Annotated in this window: 17 protein-coding genes; 1 reads left to right on the forward strand and 16 read right to left on the reverse strand. The window is 45.0% G+C overall.

Features of this window, described 5'->3' with window-relative positions; translation table 11 throughout:
• The first annotated feature begins 180 nt into the window (after nt 1–180).
• Entirely contained in the window at nt 181–849 is a 669-nt protein-coding gene (locus L3V23_RS02435; protein WP_102966688.1) for an SDR family oxidoreductase, read from the forward strand.
• 21 nt (nt 850–870) lie between these two features.
• Here L3V23_RS02435 and L3V23_RS02440 read toward each other — a convergent pair whose 3' ends face one another.
• The 16 genes from L3V23_RS02440 to L3V23_RS02515 form a co-directional block, all read right to left on the reverse strand.
• Nucleotides 871–1,629, reverse strand: coding sequence for a VacJ family lipoprotein (locus tag L3V23_RS02440; protein WP_102966687.1), 759 nt, complete (start codon nt 1,627–1,629; stop codon nt 871–873).
• Nucleotides 1,630–1,705: 76 nt separating this feature from the next.
• Complete coding sequence (gene ccmI, locus L3V23_RS02445; RefSeq protein ID WP_102966686.1) at nt 1,706–2,923, reverse strand: c-type cytochrome biogenesis protein CcmI; 1,218 nt, start codon at nt 2,921–2,923, stop codon at nt 1,706–1,708.
• A complete protein-coding gene (locus L3V23_RS02450; RefSeq protein ID WP_102966685.1) occupies nt 2,923–3,399 on the reverse strand; it encodes a cytochrome c-type biogenesis protein in 477 nt (158 codons plus the stop codon). Before L3V23_RS02450 ends, ccmI begins: the two co-directional genes overlap by 1 nt.
• Nucleotides 3,396–3,950 (reverse strand): DsbE family thiol:disulfide interchange protein, encoded by a 555-nt coding sequence (locus tag L3V23_RS02455; RefSeq protein ID WP_042483806.1) that lies wholly within the window; start codon nt 3,948–3,950, stop codon nt 3,396–3,398. The genes L3V23_RS02450 and L3V23_RS02455 overlap by 4 nt, the downstream gene beginning before the upstream one ends.
• Complete coding sequence (locus L3V23_RS02460; protein ID WP_102966684.1) at nt 3,951–5,906, reverse strand: heme lyase CcmF/NrfE family subunit; 1,956 nt, start codon at nt 5,904–5,906, stop codon at nt 3,951–3,953.
• Complete coding sequence (ccmE, locus tag L3V23_RS02465; protein WP_042483810.1) at nt 5,903–6,385, reverse strand: cytochrome c maturation protein CcmE; 483 nt, start codon at nt 6,383–6,385, stop codon at nt 5,903–5,905. Before ccmE ends, L3V23_RS02460 begins: the two co-directional genes overlap by 4 nt.
• Nucleotides 6,382–6,588 carry a heme exporter protein CcmD gene (gene ccmD, locus L3V23_RS02470; RefSeq protein WP_042483811.1) on the reverse strand — a complete coding sequence of 69 codons (207 nt, stop codon included), beginning with the start codon at nt 6,586–6,588 and terminating at the stop codon, nt 6,382–6,384. Before ccmD ends, ccmE begins: the two co-directional genes overlap by 4 nt.
• A 2-nt stretch (nt 6,589–6,590) precedes the next feature.
• On the reverse strand, nt 6,591–7,337 hold the full coding sequence (locus tag L3V23_RS02475) for a heme ABC transporter permease (protein ID WP_102966683.1): 747 nt from the start codon (nt 7,335–7,337) through the stop codon (nt 6,591–6,593).
• A gap of 89 nt (nt 7,338–7,426) precedes the next feature.
• Nucleotides 7,427–8,095, reverse strand: coding sequence for a heme exporter protein CcmB (gene ccmB / locus L3V23_RS02480; protein ID WP_042483816.1), 669 nt, complete (start codon nt 8,093–8,095; stop codon nt 7,427–7,429).
• The gene (gene ccmA / locus L3V23_RS02485) at nt 8,095–8,715 is read right to left on the reverse strand and encodes a cytochrome c biogenesis heme-transporting ATPase CcmA (protein ID WP_042483819.1); all 621 of its coding nucleotides are present in this window, start codon (nt 8,713–8,715) and stop codon (nt 8,095–8,097) included. The genes ccmB and ccmA overlap by 1 nt, the downstream gene beginning before the upstream one ends.
• A 210-nt stretch (nt 8,716–8,925) precedes the next feature.
• On the reverse strand, nt 8,926–9,432 hold the full coding sequence (locus tag L3V23_RS02490; protein WP_102952745.1) for a DUF2802 domain-containing protein: 507 nt from the start codon (nt 9,430–9,432) through the stop codon (nt 8,926–8,928).
• Nucleotides 9,432–9,926 carry a chemotaxis protein CheW gene (locus L3V23_RS02495; RefSeq protein WP_042483825.1) on the reverse strand — a complete coding sequence of 165 codons (495 nt, stop codon included), beginning with the start codon at nt 9,924–9,926 and terminating at the stop codon, nt 9,432–9,434. Before L3V23_RS02495 ends, L3V23_RS02490 begins: the two co-directional genes overlap by 1 nt.
• 50 nt (nt 9,927–9,976) lie before the next feature.
• A complete protein-coding gene (locus L3V23_RS02500; RefSeq protein WP_042483829.1) occupies nt 9,977–10,972 on the reverse strand; it encodes a chemotaxis protein CheW in 996 nt (331 codons plus the stop codon).
• Complete coding sequence (locus L3V23_RS02505) at nt 10,962–11,741, reverse strand: ParA family protein (protein ID WP_042483832.1); 780 nt, start codon at nt 11,739–11,741, stop codon at nt 10,962–10,964. The genes L3V23_RS02500 and L3V23_RS02505 overlap by 11 nt, the downstream gene beginning before the upstream one ends.
• A gap of 9 nt (nt 11,742–11,750) precedes the next feature.
• Nucleotides 11,751–12,887, reverse strand: a complete 1,137-nt coding sequence (locus L3V23_RS02510) for a chemotaxis response regulator protein-glutamate methylesterase (protein WP_102966682.1) — start codon at nt 12,885–12,887, stop codon at nt 11,751–11,753.
• Nucleotides 12,888–12,913: 26 nt separating this feature from the next.
• Nucleotides 12,914–15,151 (reverse strand): chemotaxis protein CheA, encoded by a 2,238-nt coding sequence (locus L3V23_RS02515; protein ID WP_102966681.1) that lies wholly within the window; start codon nt 15,149–15,151, stop codon nt 12,914–12,916.
• Nucleotides 15,152–15,160 lie beyond the last annotated feature (9 nt).

The following is a 15,160-nucleotide window of genomic DNA, read 5'->3' on the forward strand; positions in this document are numbered from 1 at the left end:
TAGTGCGAACATTCTCAGCTCATTGCTTTAGAGTGTGAAACACTGCTCAAAATGATCACTGATAATAGAAACTAAACCTTTTCTTTGAGTTCATTCACACAAAGTGTCACATCCTTCACCCATTCTTACTGTTCAAAAGTTAATCGAAATAATTAAAAAACCAAACAGAAGGTGCGCACTATGGAAATTAAAAGCGCCATTGTTTTAATAACTTCAGCAAGCTCACAGCTAGGTAGTACCCTCGCAACGCATTTTACTTGTTTAGGTGCGACCGTGATTTTATGTGATACCGATAAACAAGGCTTATATGAAACCTTCGGTCGTTGTAAAGAACTCTCAAATCAGGTTGATTGCTATCACCTTAGAGACTATTCGCAAGAGAGTCTCAATAGAATGCTCGACAGTATTGAATCAAGTTATCACACTGTACCCGATGTACTGATCAACAACTGGCCTTCATCACCTATGCCTTCTTTAGTCGATGAAAAACCGACAGAACTCTTTATTCAAAGACTGGCGTTAATGGCTTCCTCACTTTTTTCATTTGGTCAGGCTTGTACCGAACGAATGCGCCAACATCACATCAAAGGCGTTATTGTGAATGTCATTTCATTGAATGACAGTCGCGACTTTTCCGGCATAGAGAATGCGAGTTGTATGGTGTCAGGATTTACACAAAGCTGGGCGAAAGAACTCGTTCCTTTCAATATTCGAGTGGGAGGTGTTGTGCCCATGCCTTCTGCCAGTAAACATAAAAGTCATTGGGCAGAAATTCAGGATGAGCTCATACGCAACACAGAATACATTGTCGCGAATGAGTATTTCAGCGGACGAGTAATGTCAGCTTAACTAGCAGGGATATACAGACGGTTAAAAACCTTCTTCCATATAGGAATCAAGGTAATCTTCTTCACTGTTATCGACTTCCGTTGATGTTTCCACTTCGGCAGTGAAATCTCTGCGTTGTAGATAGGCAGCTCGAGTGAAAGAGTAAGAATCAGGAGAATCCTCTAATAGTGCTTCCTGGTTTACTAAAGCAGCGCGGGTTTCCATACCTTCTAGAGCCCATTTACCTACCGATACCCAGATATTTAAGTAGGAAAGTGGAGCATAGAAGCTATCAACGACATCGCCGGCTTCGCGAACCACAACAGGCCCGTAGCCCGGAACCATAACATAAGGCCCTTTACCCACACCATGATGACCAATCGCATCACTAAAGGCCTTTTCACCATGCTTTGTAATACCAGCTTCAGAAGCAATATCAATCAAACCAAGCAGGCCAAAAGTTGAGTTAATCCAGAAGCGGTTGAAATGATCGATCGCTTTCTTACCATTTCCCATCAATAAGTTATTGATCATGCTCGACGGTTCATCGAGATTCGAAAGAAAGTTAGCGATACCGTGACGAACTGGGTCTGGCGTGTATTCCACATAAGTAAGAGAAATGGGACGCACGAAATAAGGGTCTAGGTAATCATAGTTAAATGCCCACATTGAGCGGTTGAATCCTTCAAAAGGATCATTAACTTGCGGATCTGACGCGCTTTGCTCTTCAGGAACAGAACTACACCCGGTGATGACAACCATCAAGCTCAGTAAGACAATCCTTGTTAATCGGCTGATCATTATTATTATTTCCTTAACCAATCGACAGAAGGCCAATGAAAACATTGGCCTTTGGCTTTTTTATAAAGGTACAGTATTAAAACTGCTTATTGATTTCAACCTTTACCTCGCTTCCCAGCTCAACGACTTGGCTTTCACCAAACCAATCTCCGTCTCGCGTAGCTACATTCCCGTCAGAATCGATTCGAACACGAATGATTAGTTCCTGTAAATCAGACAACTTACGTCCCTGCATCATGCTGTTCGAGTCATCCATGATAGCCGTGAATGGGAAGTTACCGAGCGGGTATCTCGCTGCGGCAATCGGCATTGGCGCACCATCTGCTGAATGCACAGAGACAATCACAACACCTTGATTCGGAAGTACGACTTCGCTGCCTAATGAAATTGAAACTGACACCGCATGCTCATCCAGCACCGCAGGTTCCATTTTAGCTTTCGCACTGGCGATACTCCGAGACAACATCTCGTAGCGACCATCATTCGGACCAATCATTTGTTGCATAGACTGCCAGTGTTCAATCGCAGTTGGATAATCCTGACGCTCAAACGCATCAAATGCCAGCAACGAATAGACACGTAAATCGACGTAGTCAGCTTTCAACATTTTATTCAGCAGTGTGCGGGCACTTTGCTGATCAACCTGGTCATTAGAGAGCATCAAAGCTTGCGCATAACCTAACTTAATATCGCCATCTTGTGGTTCGATTGCATAGGCTTTTTTCATCGCACCAATCGCGGTTTCCATATCACGATTCGCCAATCCGATGCGCCCCAGCAGTAACCAACCTGTCGAATCTTGCGGTTCGTAATGAAGTCGAGTTCTTAAAGCTAAGGTTAAGTCTTCCATTTCTTTATCGGTCAGCTCAACCCCTTGAGGGTTCATTAGCTTTTTCGATAGCTCAGGAAGGCTCTGGCTAATATCTTGCCAATGCTGCACTTTCTGGTAATTACCAAAAACGGCGTACAAACCGTAGCTCAACGCCACCACAAGAATAAGCGACGGAACAAGTACCATAGACGTTGATAGCGACCGTTCTTCGGTCTTGTTCTGGTCATTTGGAATATCGTCCAACAGCGATTGTTTAAGATCCGCTACCAGCTCTTGTTGGTCTTCAACTAAGCCTTCATCCGTTTCAACAGCTAATTCGGCAAGTCGATCTTTATAAAAAGCTTTATTGAGATCATCGCGCAACGCTGCATCATTATTCGCTTTTGGTTTAAGCATTGGAATAGCGACAAAGACACACGCAATCGCGACAAGAATTAGCGTTAACACCCAAAATAAAGTCATTACTGCTTATCTCCGTCTTTATCTTCTTCCAATAAGGCTTTTAAACGTTGCTCTTTGTTTTCGTCCCACTCTCCGGCTTCAGCACTGGCTTTGCGGCGCTTGGTACGCAAAACGATAACAACAAAACCAACCACTAACACAGACAGCGGAGCCAACCACAAAATAGCGGTTGATAGCGTTAACGGTGGATTGTAAGTCACGAAGTTGCCATAACGGGCAATCATGTAATCGACGATCTCACTTCTGGATTTACCCTGCTTGGTCATCTCATAGACTTTTTGACGCAAGTCCTGAGCTAACGCAGCGTTAGAATCAGCAATAGAGTTGTTCTGGCACTTAGGGCACCGCAGAGTGTTACTCAATTCATGAAACTGTGCTTCCTGCTCTGGTGTATCGAAATCGTAAACATCAATCGCAGCAATGACCGAAAAAGACAACAGAGCTGCAGCGATTAAAGCGAATAACTTAACTCTCATTTCTTCGCCTCCAGCAACAGCTGTTCATAAATCGGAGCCAGTGTTTGTTTCCAGTTAGTCGGATTGACATCACCAACATGGCGATAACGGATAACACCATTAGCATCAATAAGAAACGTCTCTGGTGCACCGTAAACACCAAGGTCCAACCCCAGCATACCGTTTCCATCGAAAAGGCTGATAAGGTATGGGTTACCTAATTCATTCAACCATTGAACGGCTTTATCACGTTGGTCTTTGTAGTTCAAACCAATGATTTTCACATCTTGCTTTGAAAGCTCATTTAAGTACTGATGCTCGGCATAACAAGTTGGGCACCAAGTCGCCCAGACGTTGAGCAACAGTGGCTCGCCACGAAATATCGCCTGATCATAAAGCTTGCCGGGTTCCGCTAAGTCTTCTAAGCGAAATTCAGGTACTTCTTTACCCACAAGAACCGATTCCAACTTGGTTGGGTCGTCACCACCAGCATTTCTGACCAGCTGCGTGGTAAAAACCGCGACTAAGCCAAGAAAAACAACCAGAGGGATAAATAATATCTTCTTGTTCATTTAAGCCTCCTTCACTGCTGTTTTTCTGAAACGGTAACGTTTATCACTGATTGCGAGAATGCCGCCGATAGCCATCAATAAACCGCCAGCCCAAATCCAACGTACAAACGGTTTGTAATACAGACGTACTGCCCATGCATCGCTGTTATCAAGACGCTCACCCATTGCGATATAAAGATCGCGAGTGATTCCACGGTCGATCGCAGCTTCTGTCATCATAGACTTAGCCGTATTGTAGAAACGTTTTTCAGCATTCAATGTATTAACGTACTGACCATTCTTTGTGACTTCAAACTGAGCGACATAACCGTCATAGTTCGGGCCATCACGATCCAGTAAGCCTTTGAAATAGAAATTGTATTCGTTCAGTTGAAAGTGCTCACCCGGTGCCAAACGCACATCACGCTCGATGCTGTAATTTTGCACCATAGCAATACCAATAATCGAAATCGCTAAACCAATGTGACCAAGTACCATTGACCAATGGCTACGATGTACCTGTTTCACACCAACCATAAAGCTATGACGGTGAGTGGCTCGTTGGTGAATCTCATAGCCATGCAATAAGATAATCCACCACGCCATTACCCAGCCCATGAAAGCCAGACCTGTAAATGACTCTGCCGTTGCGAATACACAAGCAGCCGCCAGAGCCAAAGACCCAACAGCTGAAATAGCCATAGGTTTAGCTAAAACAGAGAGGTTATCTCGCTTCCAGCGAACCAGTGGACCAATACCAAGTAATAAAGCGAATGGCACCATCAACCAGCTAAACAAACTATTAAAGAATGGCGCACCAATCGAAACAGAGCCAAGACCTAACTGCTTGTGAACCAGCGGTAACAAAGTACCAATCAGAACCACAACCAAAGCGGTAATCAGTAGTACGTTATTTGCTAAAAGCGCGTTTTCACGCGATACCAACTCATAATTTCCTCGCGCTCGTACCGATGCACCTTTTACTGCGAACAGCAGTAAAGAACCGCCGATAACAAATACTAGGAAAGCTAAAATGAACATACCGCGAGCAGGATCAGAGGCGAATGCATGCACAGAAACCAGAATGCCCGAACGCACTAGGAATGTACCCAGTAGACTTAGTGAGAATGCAGAAATCGCAAGCAGAACCGTCCAAGCCTTAAACGTGCCACGTTTTTCCGTAACAGCAAGCGAGTGAATTAATGCGGTACCCGCCAGCCAAGGCATAAATGACGCGTTTTCTACTGGATCCCAGAACCACCAGCCGCCCCAGCCAAGTTCGTAATATGCCCACCATGAGCCAAGAACGATACCCAGCGTCAAAAATAACCACGCCGCTGTTGTCCAAGGACGAGACCAACGAGCCCAAGCTGTATCTAGGCGTCCTGTCATCAGTGATGCAATCGCAAAAGAGAAGGCAACAGAAAAGCCCACATACCCCATATATAACATCGGTGGGTGAATGATTAGACCCGGGTCTTGCAGCAATGGGTTCAAATCACGGCCGTCGATAGGGAAATAAGGCAATGTGCGTAAGAACGGATTAGAGGTAACAATGATAAACAGTAGGAAACCTACGGAGATCATCCCCATAACAGCAAGTACGCGCGCCACCGATTCTTGCGGCATACCACGGCTAAAACTTGCAACCGCAACAGTCCAAGCGGCTTGAATTAACACCCATAACAGAAGCGAACCTTCGTGCGCCCCCCAAACCGCAGTTAAACGGTAATACCACGGAAGTAAGCTATTCGAGTTACTTGCTACGTATTTAACCGTGAAATCATTGGTATAGAATGCCCAAAGCAAAATGCCGAATGACAACAGCAAAAATGAGAACATCCCCCATGCCAGAGGACGGGCTGAGTTCATTAATAATGCGTTATTTCTTGAAGCACCAACCAAAGGCAATAAGCTTAGCAAGACGGCTAAGCCCAACGAAATAATCAGGGCAAAGTGACCTATTTCTGCAATCATTGATCACTTCCTTGTTTTTGTTCCGGTGTGTAAGTCAGCGGAGCATGGTTCTTTTCCATCGCTTCTGCAATTTCAGGTGGCATGTATTCTTCATCATGCTTTGCCAGTACTTCAAAGGCTTCAACTGTCGTCGCATCCACTAATACACCTTGAGCAACAATGCCCTGCCCTTCACGGAAGAGATCGGGAAGAATGCCTTCGTAAACCACAGTGACCGATGGGCCAACATCATGTAATAAAAAGCTGACTTTGAGAGAGTTAGGATCGCGTTTCACCGACCCCACAGTGACCATACCGCCAATACGTAAGCGCTGACCAACCTCTGGCTTTTTGCCATCTTTACCGTTAACTAATTCTGTCGGCGTATAGAACAGGTCCATATTTTGGCTTAATGCATAGAGAATCAAACCTGTTGTTGTGCCTAAACCAATGAGAATAGCGAGGACAATACCGAGCCTCTTTTTACGTCTTGGGTTCACAGTGTGTTCTCCATATGTTTAGCCGCTTCGATACGCTCTTGACGCTTAATTTTATTTCTGACTTCTTTCATGAGCGCCTTACTACGATTGATACTCAGAAACCATAAAACGGCCATCGATAAATAGGTAATGCCGAAACCACCCCAAACGTAGCTGGCGTAGCCGCCCATCGCGAAAAAATCTGACCAAGTTTCAAAATGCATGGTTACTCTCCTTTCTCTGATTGAGCTAGCTGGATAACCCACGGGCGGTGACTCTCTTTACTGATAATTTCGTTTTTTAATCGTGCAACTGTCAACGCAGCAAAGAAAAAAGCAAAGCCAAAAATATTCAGTAACAACGGCCACAACATATTGGCAGAGATAGAAGGCTTCTCAAACTTAGTGATCGTTGCACCTTGATGTAACGTGTTCCACCATTCCACAGAGAAGTGAATGATTGGCAGGTTAATCACACCCACAATTGCCAAAATACCTGCCGCTTTCGCAGCGGTTTTTTGATCATCAAATGCGTGGTACAGAGCAATAACGCCAAGATAAAGGAAAAGCAGAATTAATTCTGAAGTTAGGCGAGCATCCCAAACCCACCAAGCTCCCCACATGGGTTTTCCCCAAACAGCACCAGTGATAAGTGCGATAAAAGTGTAAACCGCACCGATAGGAGCCATGGCTAATGCGGCCATATTGGATAATCTTACCTGCCAGACGATGCCGATAAACGCAGCAATTGCCATAGACATGTAAGCACCCATAGACCAAATGGCTGAAGGCACATGAATATAGATAAGCCTGAAACTATCACCTTGCTGGTAGTCCGACGGAGCAAATGCAAGCCCCCAAACCGAACCAACCGTCAAACAGCCAAAAGCTAAAACAGTGAACCACGGGAAAAACTTCCCGCATAACTGGTACGCAGATTCTGGCTTAGCGTAGGGATGGAGCCATTTCCACATTGTTTGTCCTCACTTTGCTTCTAATACTTAACTTATTCGTGTTAAGTTTTTTGTGTAAATTTGGGCTAAATAAAAAAGTCGTTCTTAAGTTAGTTAACACTTACTCGTAACGCCGCACTGATCGCAAACGGTGTTAACGTCATCGCTCCAACCAGCATTGCCGCTAAGATGGCCAACTGACCGTTGTAGGCCATTCCCAAAGAAGCAGCATCTATCGCTGATGTGGCGAAAATTAAAATTGGTATATACAAAGGCAAGACTACAAGGCTGAGCAGCACGCCGCCTTTTTGCAGGCCAACCGTTAATGCTACGCCGATGGCGCCAATAAAACTGAGTGTTGGTGTACCAAGCAACAGGGTCGCGACCACACCAAGCCAAGTGTCAAAATTCAGCGACAACAGAATAGCTAATAATGGGCTTATTAATATCAGAGGCACGCCAGTAAGTAACCAATGAGCGATCACTTTTGACAAAGCAACCACAGAAAGAGGTACTGGCATAATCATCATCTGCTCAAGGGCCCCGTCTTGAAAATCATCACGGAACAAACGCTCTAAAGAGAGCAAAGCAGACAGAAGTGCGGCAACCCAAACAATGCCCGGAGCAATCCGAGAAAGCAGCCCCGGCTCTGGACCAATGCTGAGCGGGAACAATGTAATAACGATGATAAAAAACCACAGCGGGTTAAAAATATCGGCTTGGCGTCGGAATGCGATTAGGAGTTCACGCTGAATGATCATCGCCATAGTTGAAAACATTAGGCGTCTCCTAGTTTGATTTTGCGTAGTTTGTCGTGGTCAGCGAACATATCTTGGTGTGTGGTTAAAATAACAATGCCACCATTTTCCGCATGTTTTAAAAACAGAGCTTCCAATACTTTCACACCTTGTTTGTCGATAGCGGTCAATGGTTCATCCAGAATCCACAGCTTCTGTTCGCTCAGCCACAATCTTGCTAAAGCTACGCGTCGCTGTTGTCCAGCGGACAACTTAGCCACTGGAACGTCTTCACGCCCTACAAGTCCAACCTGCACTAATGCTTGATAGATATCTTCTTTGTTATTTTTTGCTGAGTGAACAGATTGGTAAAAATGCAAATTCTCATAAGCGGTTAACTCACGCTTAATACCGGTTTGATGTCCTAAAAACAGTAAATCCGTATGATAGCTGTCTCTGTCTTCTTCGATATTAACTTTGTTCCAGTAAATCTCACCTTCGTCGCGGTCAGCAAGGCCTGTGATAATACGCAACAAAGTCGTTTTACCTGTGCCATTTCGGCCTTCAATCTGGACGAGTTCGCCCGCGTCGATATTGAATGATAAATGCTCGAATAGCACCTTTTCATCGCGAATTGCAGTGAGATTGTTAACGTCCAGCATGAGCTTCTATATAACAAATTAGGGGCTGCTATATTAACACACCACGGTTTAGACAAAATAGAAGAAGGGTATTACGAATCACGAAACTAAGTAAGAATCTGTTAATTTTTAGCGATTTGTTTTTTCTTTTACCACTTTATAGTTACAAATGAAGATCTCGAAAAACAAAAAAGGAAGCGATTGGCTTCCTTTTAGGCTTAATGGATGTTTCTAACGAGATTGTTTTCGTACAGGTGGTCTACTCTGCACCGCACGAGCTTTACCTTCGGGATGACTCGCTAATGGCGGAATCGCCTCTTTACCTTGCAGCTTTTTCTGCAAAGACATCATCAGCTCAGCTTCAGCTTTCGGCAATTCGCACTCTTCGATCAGTTCGTCGAGATCTGCGCCGAGTTTGACCATTTTGCTCGCCCGACTGTACAGACGCGCGTCTGTATCAGCGTTTTCCAGCTCTTTCAATCTATCGTTTAGGTGCTTGATAATGTCTTGCTGATCGTTGACTGTTTTTCCAAGGCCAACAACAACTGAGCGAACTTCTAGCAATTGTTTGCTAACTTTCTGCTGTTCTTTATCAGCATTTCGAAGTTGCTGCCTGAAATAATCCCCCTGACGAATCAAGGCTCGGCGTAGGCTAACCCACACCAAACCAATCAGTATGATTATCAGTACAGCACCACCCGCTAAAAACGGAGATGCATAAGACATCAACTCATTCATTATAGATGAGCCATTTCATCCCATTCTTCGTCTGAAAGCAGTTTATTTAGGTCAACCAAGATCAGAAGTTTACCGTCACGGTTGCTTACACCTTGGATGAACTTAGAGCTTTCATCTGTACCAACACTTGGCGTAGTGTCAATTTCAGAAGAACGTAGGTACACAACCTCAGCAACACTATCAACCAAGATACCGATCACTTGACGTTCAGATTCGATCACTATGATACGAGTATTATCACTGGTTTCACCCGGCATCAAACCAAAGCGAGAACGAGTGTCGATAACCGTTACTACGTTACCACGTAAGTTAATGATACCTAGAACATAGTCTGGCGCACCCGGTACAGGGGCGATTTCAGTGTAACGAAGTACCTCGCGCACTTGCATTACGTTGATGCCATAGGTTTCTTCTTCTAGTTGGAACGTCACCCACTGAAGTACTTCATCCTTCGAGTGTTCTTTTCTAACTTCGACTTCGTTAGCTTGAGACATACCTTTTCCTCTCTAAGTCGTTACCGACAAAAATATTATTTTATCCAGAGCTATTTATCTAATGCTTTTACATCAAGCCCTGCATTAAGCATAGCTATCAATGCTTCAACATGGATCAAAGCACACATTTTTTCTTTAACCATACCAGCAAGCCACGGACGTTTACCGACCTGCTCTCGCCAGCGAATTTTTTCACTGCTTAGCGTTTCTGTCCCCAACAGTTGAGAACACGCCAGACCCCACATGCTCTCACCCAACATAACGATATATTGGTACGCTTCTTTGTAGCTGTCATCACGCAGCTTTTCCGCCATGACCCACTTTGCCGTATCAACAACATCAAGTTGAGAATCGCGGTTGGTTTGTAAACCTAAGTACCAAGCGGGGCGACCGATCAGATGATTAAGCTCAGCCTTACGATGGATACCACCCAGTTCATCTAACGGAACCGCAAATGTCACACCATTTACATCAAAGTATAGAACCTGAAAGTTCTGCTCACGGATTGGAGTTTCCCAATGGCCGATATCCGCAGAACCTGATTGAGTTTGTAGTTCAACAGCGACCTGCTCTTCAACCACAATTTCAGGTTCAATGTCTGCAATTTCGCTTTCTGTTACTTCGACCTCAGGTGTTTCAACTTTAGCTTCAAGTTCAACTTCTGTGATGTCGGTTGCTACATCCCACTCTTGAATCTCTTCAACAATAGGTTCTTGAATATCCGGCTCTTGTACAACAGGCTGTGTCGCAACCTGAATATCGAGCGTGTTCTGCTCCATCACCTGTTCAAGTTCGAGTTCAGCCACTGGATTACTTGCTTCCATCTGGCTTAACAGACGCTGGACATCTTCCAGATTCGGCATCTCTAGTTCTTGTAAACCATCCAGAGAATCATCCAAATAACTTTTTTCTGGGACAGATTGAACCATAGGAGCCAGTTCTGGCTCCTTTTCAACAGGCTGCTCTTCTATCAACTCTTCTTCTAGAAGAGCCGTAAAATAATCATCTAATGCTTGTTCACTTGATAGTGAATGGCTACTGCTCATTAATAGCAAGCCTCTCCAAATACAATAGCAACTGTTTATAAGCAAATACGCCGCGACTACCGTCGGCGAAATGGGATGCAGGTAAGCGCTTCAAACTCGCATCTCTAAATTTTGTATCAATAGGTACTGCTGAAGACCACACCTGATCTGGGTAGTCTTTCTTAAGCTGGGTCAAGGTTTGCAAAGAAGCACGAGTGCGTTTGTCGTACATGGTTGGTACGATCGTCACTTTGAACTCGCGGCTACGTGACTTCTGCATAATGGCCAGAGTACGGACCATGCGCTCTAGCCCTTTCATCGCCAAAAATTCAGTTTGTACTGGAATAAGAATTCGATCACTTGCTGCCAATGCGTTGACCATCATCACGCCCAAAATTGGCGGACAGTCAATCAGCACATAATCGTAACGTTGACGCAAAGCCATTAAAGCGCGCTTAAGGATTAACCCCATTCCGCTACGGTTACCCATTACACGGTCTAAAGTCGCCAGAGACATATGTGCTGGAATAAGGTCGATACCTTCAACGTCTGTTTTCAATATCAGAGGTTTAACGCTTTGTTCGTTATACTCTTTTAATTGAAACAGATCGAACAAGCTGGTTGGAACGCTATCTGAATCGTAACCCAGATAAGTCGTTAACGATGCGTGTGGGTCAGTATCCACCAGCAAGACGCGTTTTCCTTGTTTACTTAACAAACCGGCTAACGTAATCGTTGTTGTGGTTTTACCTACGCCACCTTTTTGGTTTGCAACGCTCCAAACAATCATTAAATATCCTTATGCAAGACCTACTTCAACCAGCATTCTTTCAGCAATGCGGTCTAGTGGCAGATCTTCAGATGAAATACCTGATTTCGCGACAGCTTGTGGCATACCATACACCACGCAACTTGCTTCATCTTGAGCCCAAATGGTTGAACCCGCAGATTTCAGCATTCGAGAACCTTCGCGTCCGTCAGCCCCCATACCAGTCAGAATCATCGACAACACTTTGTCGTTGTAAACTTTTGCTGCTGAACCAAAAGTGACATCCACGCAAGGCTTATAGTTCATGCGTTCACCACCATCCAGTATACGGATTTTTGCAGCACCCGGACGGCCTTCCAGCATCATTTGCTTACCACCAGGAGCCAAATACGCAACACCCGGACGTAATGGATCACCATCTTCAGCTTCCTTCACTTCAATTTTGCAAAGTGAATTCAAACGGCTAGCAAATGCTGCGGTAAACGTAGCAGGCATATGCTGAATCAGAACAATAGGATGAGGATAATTGGCTGGCAGTTTAGTCAGAATTTTTTGCAACGCAACGGGGCCGCCAGTAGAGGTTCCAATAGCGGTTAACTGATAGTTTTTACCAGAAGCTTTGAAACGAGCCATCGGAGACGAAGGTCTTGCCGCAGGAGCAGCCGACGCTGTCGTGTTCGATTGTGCTCGCCCAAATGTGCTGCTTGTTGATGACGCTGAAGATGTTGCAGAGCGCGTTGTACCGCCAATTGGTCGGCGCATGAAGCTCTTTTTGGCTGCAATTTGAATCACGCGCTGTTGTAGCAAACTTACCGCTTCATCACGATTTCGCGCAATATCTTCAAACTTCTTCGGTAAGAAATCTAAAGCACCTGCGTCTAACGCATCTAATGTTGCTTTAGCGCCTTCTTGTGTTAACGAAGAAAACATCAAAATTGGGGTCGGATTTGATGCCATGATTTGACGGACGGCTGTAATACCGTCCATCACTGGCATCTCAATATCCATGGTAATCACATCTGGCTTTAGACGTTCGGCTTTTTCAACCGCTTCTTTACCGTTAGTTGCGACATCGATGACTTCAAGGCGTGGTTCAGCGTTTATGATCTCGCTTACTCTGCGTCGGAAAAAACTTGAGTCATCTACAACTAATACTTTAATCGCCATAGTTTTCCTTAAATTTATACTCTTACTTAAACTCGAGAAGCAGCTGCATAACGTTTAAGCAGATCTGGAACATCAAGAATCAAAGCAATGTGCCCGTCACTGGTAATTGTCGCGCCAGCCATACCCGGAGTACCTTGCAGTAGTTTATCCAGTGGTTTGATAACCACTTCTTCTTGACCAATTAAAGTATCAACAACGAAACCAACACGTTGACTACCTAGCTGAACAATAACCACGTGTCCATGACCCTGACGCGCTTGAACTTTACCCGCCTGAGGAGCTAACCAGTTTTGAAGGTAGAAAAGTGGAATAGACTTATCACGTACAATGATAGTTAACTGTCCATCAACAACGTTGGTTCTACCTAAATCTAAGTGGAAAATTTCGTTCACGCTTGCCAATGGCAATGCAAATGGATGGCCAGCAACACCAACCATAAGAGTTGGTAGAATTGCGAGTGTAAGCGGTACTTTAATCGTGATCTTAGTGCCTTTACCCAGTTCCGAATCGATATCGATTGAACCGTTTAGGGTATTAATAGCCGTTTTTACAACGTCCATCCCTACACCACGACCTGAAATATCAGAGATCTTTTCTTTACTAGAGAAGCCCGGCATGAAGATAAGGTTAAAACACTCTTTATCAGTCAGGCGAGAGGCTGCATCTTCATCCATCATTCCACGCTTAACTGCGATAGAACGTAGTTTATGAGGGTCCATACCTGCGCCATCATCAACGATAGCCAATTCAATATGGTCGCCTTCTTGTGAAGCTGAAAGAATCACTTTACCCGTACGAGATTTACCAGTCTTCGCACGCTCGTCCGGCATTTCAATACCGTGGTCAACCGAGTTACGAACCAAGTGAATCAATGGATCCGCTAGCGCTTCAACCAAGTTTTTGTCGAGGTCAGTCTCTTCACCACGCATTTCAAGCACAATGTCTTTATTTAAGCTACGCGCCAAATCTCGAACCACTCGAGGGAAACGGCCAAAAACTTTCTTGATCGGCTGCATGCGCGTTTTCATCACTGCGCCTTGCAAGTCAGCAGTAACAACATCAAGGTTTGCAACCGCTTTAGACATCTCTTCGTCGTTGCTATTTAAGCCAAGGCTTAATAGACGGTTACGTACCAACACTAACTCACCAACCATGTTCATAATGACATCTAGAGTTGAAGTATCTACACGTACCGTCGCTTCCGCTTGGTTCTGTGTTTTCTTAGCTGTGGCAACTTCTCGTTTTTCTTCAGGCTGTTTCACCGCAGGTACTGCTGGTTTTTCTGCCGCTGCCACTTTAGGCGCTACCGCTTTTGGAGCTGGAGCAGCAGCTTTTGCCGCTGCCGGTTGAGTATTCGCTGCGGCTGGGCGCGTTGCCATATCCAACTCTTCAATTGAAGGGCCCTTACCTGAACCGTGTAGTTCATCGAGAAGTTTTTCGAACTCCTCATCGGTCATTAAGTCGCCGTCAGCACCTGTTGCGCTTGAAGCAGCTGATTGCGCGGGCTTACTTGGAGCAACAGGTTCAGCAGGCTTTTGTGGCACGCCGCTGGCAGTTGGACTCTTACCCTTGCCATGAAGTTCATCAAGTAACTTTTCGAACTCATCATCGGTGATATCACCGCTTAAGTCCGAGTTAGTCGCCGCGCTTGGCTGCACTGGGGCTGCTTCAGATTTAGCCGCAACGCCCGGGCTCTTGCCCTTGCCATGCAACTCATCCAATAGTTTTTCAAATTCGTCTTGAGTAATTTCGTCGATAGAATCAGCCGACAATTTGGTTTCTTCTGGCTGACTTTGAACCGGAGCTTCGATCACTGGTTCTTCAACAACAACGTCTTCAACAACAAGTTCTTCTGCTGCAGGAGCATCTTCAGATTCTGGCTTGCACAAGTTATGCAGCTCATCAAGAAGTGCGGGATCTGCAGGTGTCAACGGTTCACCATCCTGAACCGCACGGAACTGTTCATTCACCGTATCGAGTGAACGAAGCATTGTATCCATAAGGCTTGGGGTAACACTGCGTTGGCCATTACGTAAAATGTCGAACACGTTTTCCGCGCCGTGGCAGGTTTCAACCAGCTCTGTTAGAGACAAAAAGCCTGCACCACCTTTTACTGTGTGGAAGCCGCGGAAGATTGCGTTTAACAAATCTTTGTTCTCAGGGTCATTTTCTAACTCGACTAATTGCTCAGAAAGCAATTCGAGGATTTCACCTGCTTCAACCAAAAAGTCTTGAAGAATGTCTTCGTCTAAATCGTAGCTCATACGTTACCC

The sequence above is a fragment of the Vibrio sp. A1-b2 genome (genome assembly GCF_021726015.1).
Lineage (GTDB): Bacteria > Pseudomonadota > Gammaproteobacteria > Enterobacterales > Vibrionaceae > Vibrio > Vibrio diazotrophicus.

Excerpts from the sequence above, each read along its gene's own strand:
- L3V23_RS02500 (WP_042483829.1), bottom strand. The coding sequence starts at position 10,972 with ATGAGCAGTAGCCATTCACTATCAAGTGAACAAGCATTAGATGATTAT.
- L3V23_RS02435 (WP_102966688.1), top strand. The coding sequence starts at position 181 with ATGGAAATTAAAAGCGCCATTGTTTTAATAACTTCAGCAAGCTCACAG.
- L3V23_RS02440 (WP_102966687.1), bottom strand. The coding sequence starts at position 1,629 with ATGATCAGCCGATTAACAAGGATTGTCTTACTGAGCTTGATGGTTGTC.
- ccmD (WP_042483811.1), bottom strand. The coding sequence starts at position 6,588 with ATGCATTTTGAAACTTGGTCAGATTTTTTCGCGATGGGCGGCTACGCC.
- ccmB (WP_042483816.1), bottom strand. The coding sequence starts at position 8,095 with ATGTTTTCAACTATGGCGATGATCATTCAGCGTGAACTCCTAATCGCA.
- L3V23_RS02510 (WP_102966682.1), bottom strand. The coding sequence starts at position 12,887 with ATGGCGATTAAAGTATTAGTTGTAGATGACTCAAGTTTTTTCCGACGC.
- L3V23_RS02450 (WP_102966685.1), bottom strand. The coding sequence starts at position 3,399 with ATGAGAGTTAAGTTATTCGCTTTAATCGCTGCAGCTCTGTTGTCTTTT.
- L3V23_RS02515 (WP_102966681.1), bottom strand. The coding sequence starts at position 15,151 with ATGAGCTACGATTTAGACGAAGACATTCTTCAAGACTTTTTGGTTGAA.
- L3V23_RS02505 (WP_042483832.1), bottom strand. The coding sequence starts at position 11,741 with ATGATTGTTTGGAGCGTTGCAAACCAAAAAGGTGGCGTAGGTAAAACC.
- L3V23_RS02490 (WP_102952745.1), bottom strand. The coding sequence starts at position 9,432 with ATGAATGAGTTGATGTCTTATGCATCTCCGTTTTTAGCGGGTGGTGCT.
- ccmA (WP_042483819.1), bottom strand. The coding sequence starts at position 8,715 with ATGCTGGACGTTAACAATCTCACTGCAATTCGCGATGAAAAGGTGCTA.
- L3V23_RS02460 (WP_102966684.1), bottom strand. The coding sequence starts at position 5,906 with ATGATTGCAGAAATAGGTCACTTTGCCCTGATTATTTCGTTGGGCTTA.
- L3V23_RS02455 (WP_042483806.1), bottom strand. The coding sequence starts at position 3,950 with ATGAACAAGAAGATATTATTTATCCCTCTGGTTGTTTTTCTTGGCTTA.
- ccmI (WP_102966686.1), bottom strand. The coding sequence starts at position 2,923 with ATGACTTTATTTTGGGTGTTAACGCTAATTCTTGTCGCGATTGCGTGT.
- L3V23_RS02495 (WP_042483825.1), bottom strand. The coding sequence starts at position 9,926 with ATGTCTCAAGCTAACGAAGTCGAAGTTAGAAAAGAACACTCGAAGGAT.
- L3V23_RS02475 (WP_102966683.1), bottom strand. The coding sequence starts at position 7,337 with ATGTGGAAATGGCTCCATCCCTACGCTAAGCCAGAATCTGCGTACCAG.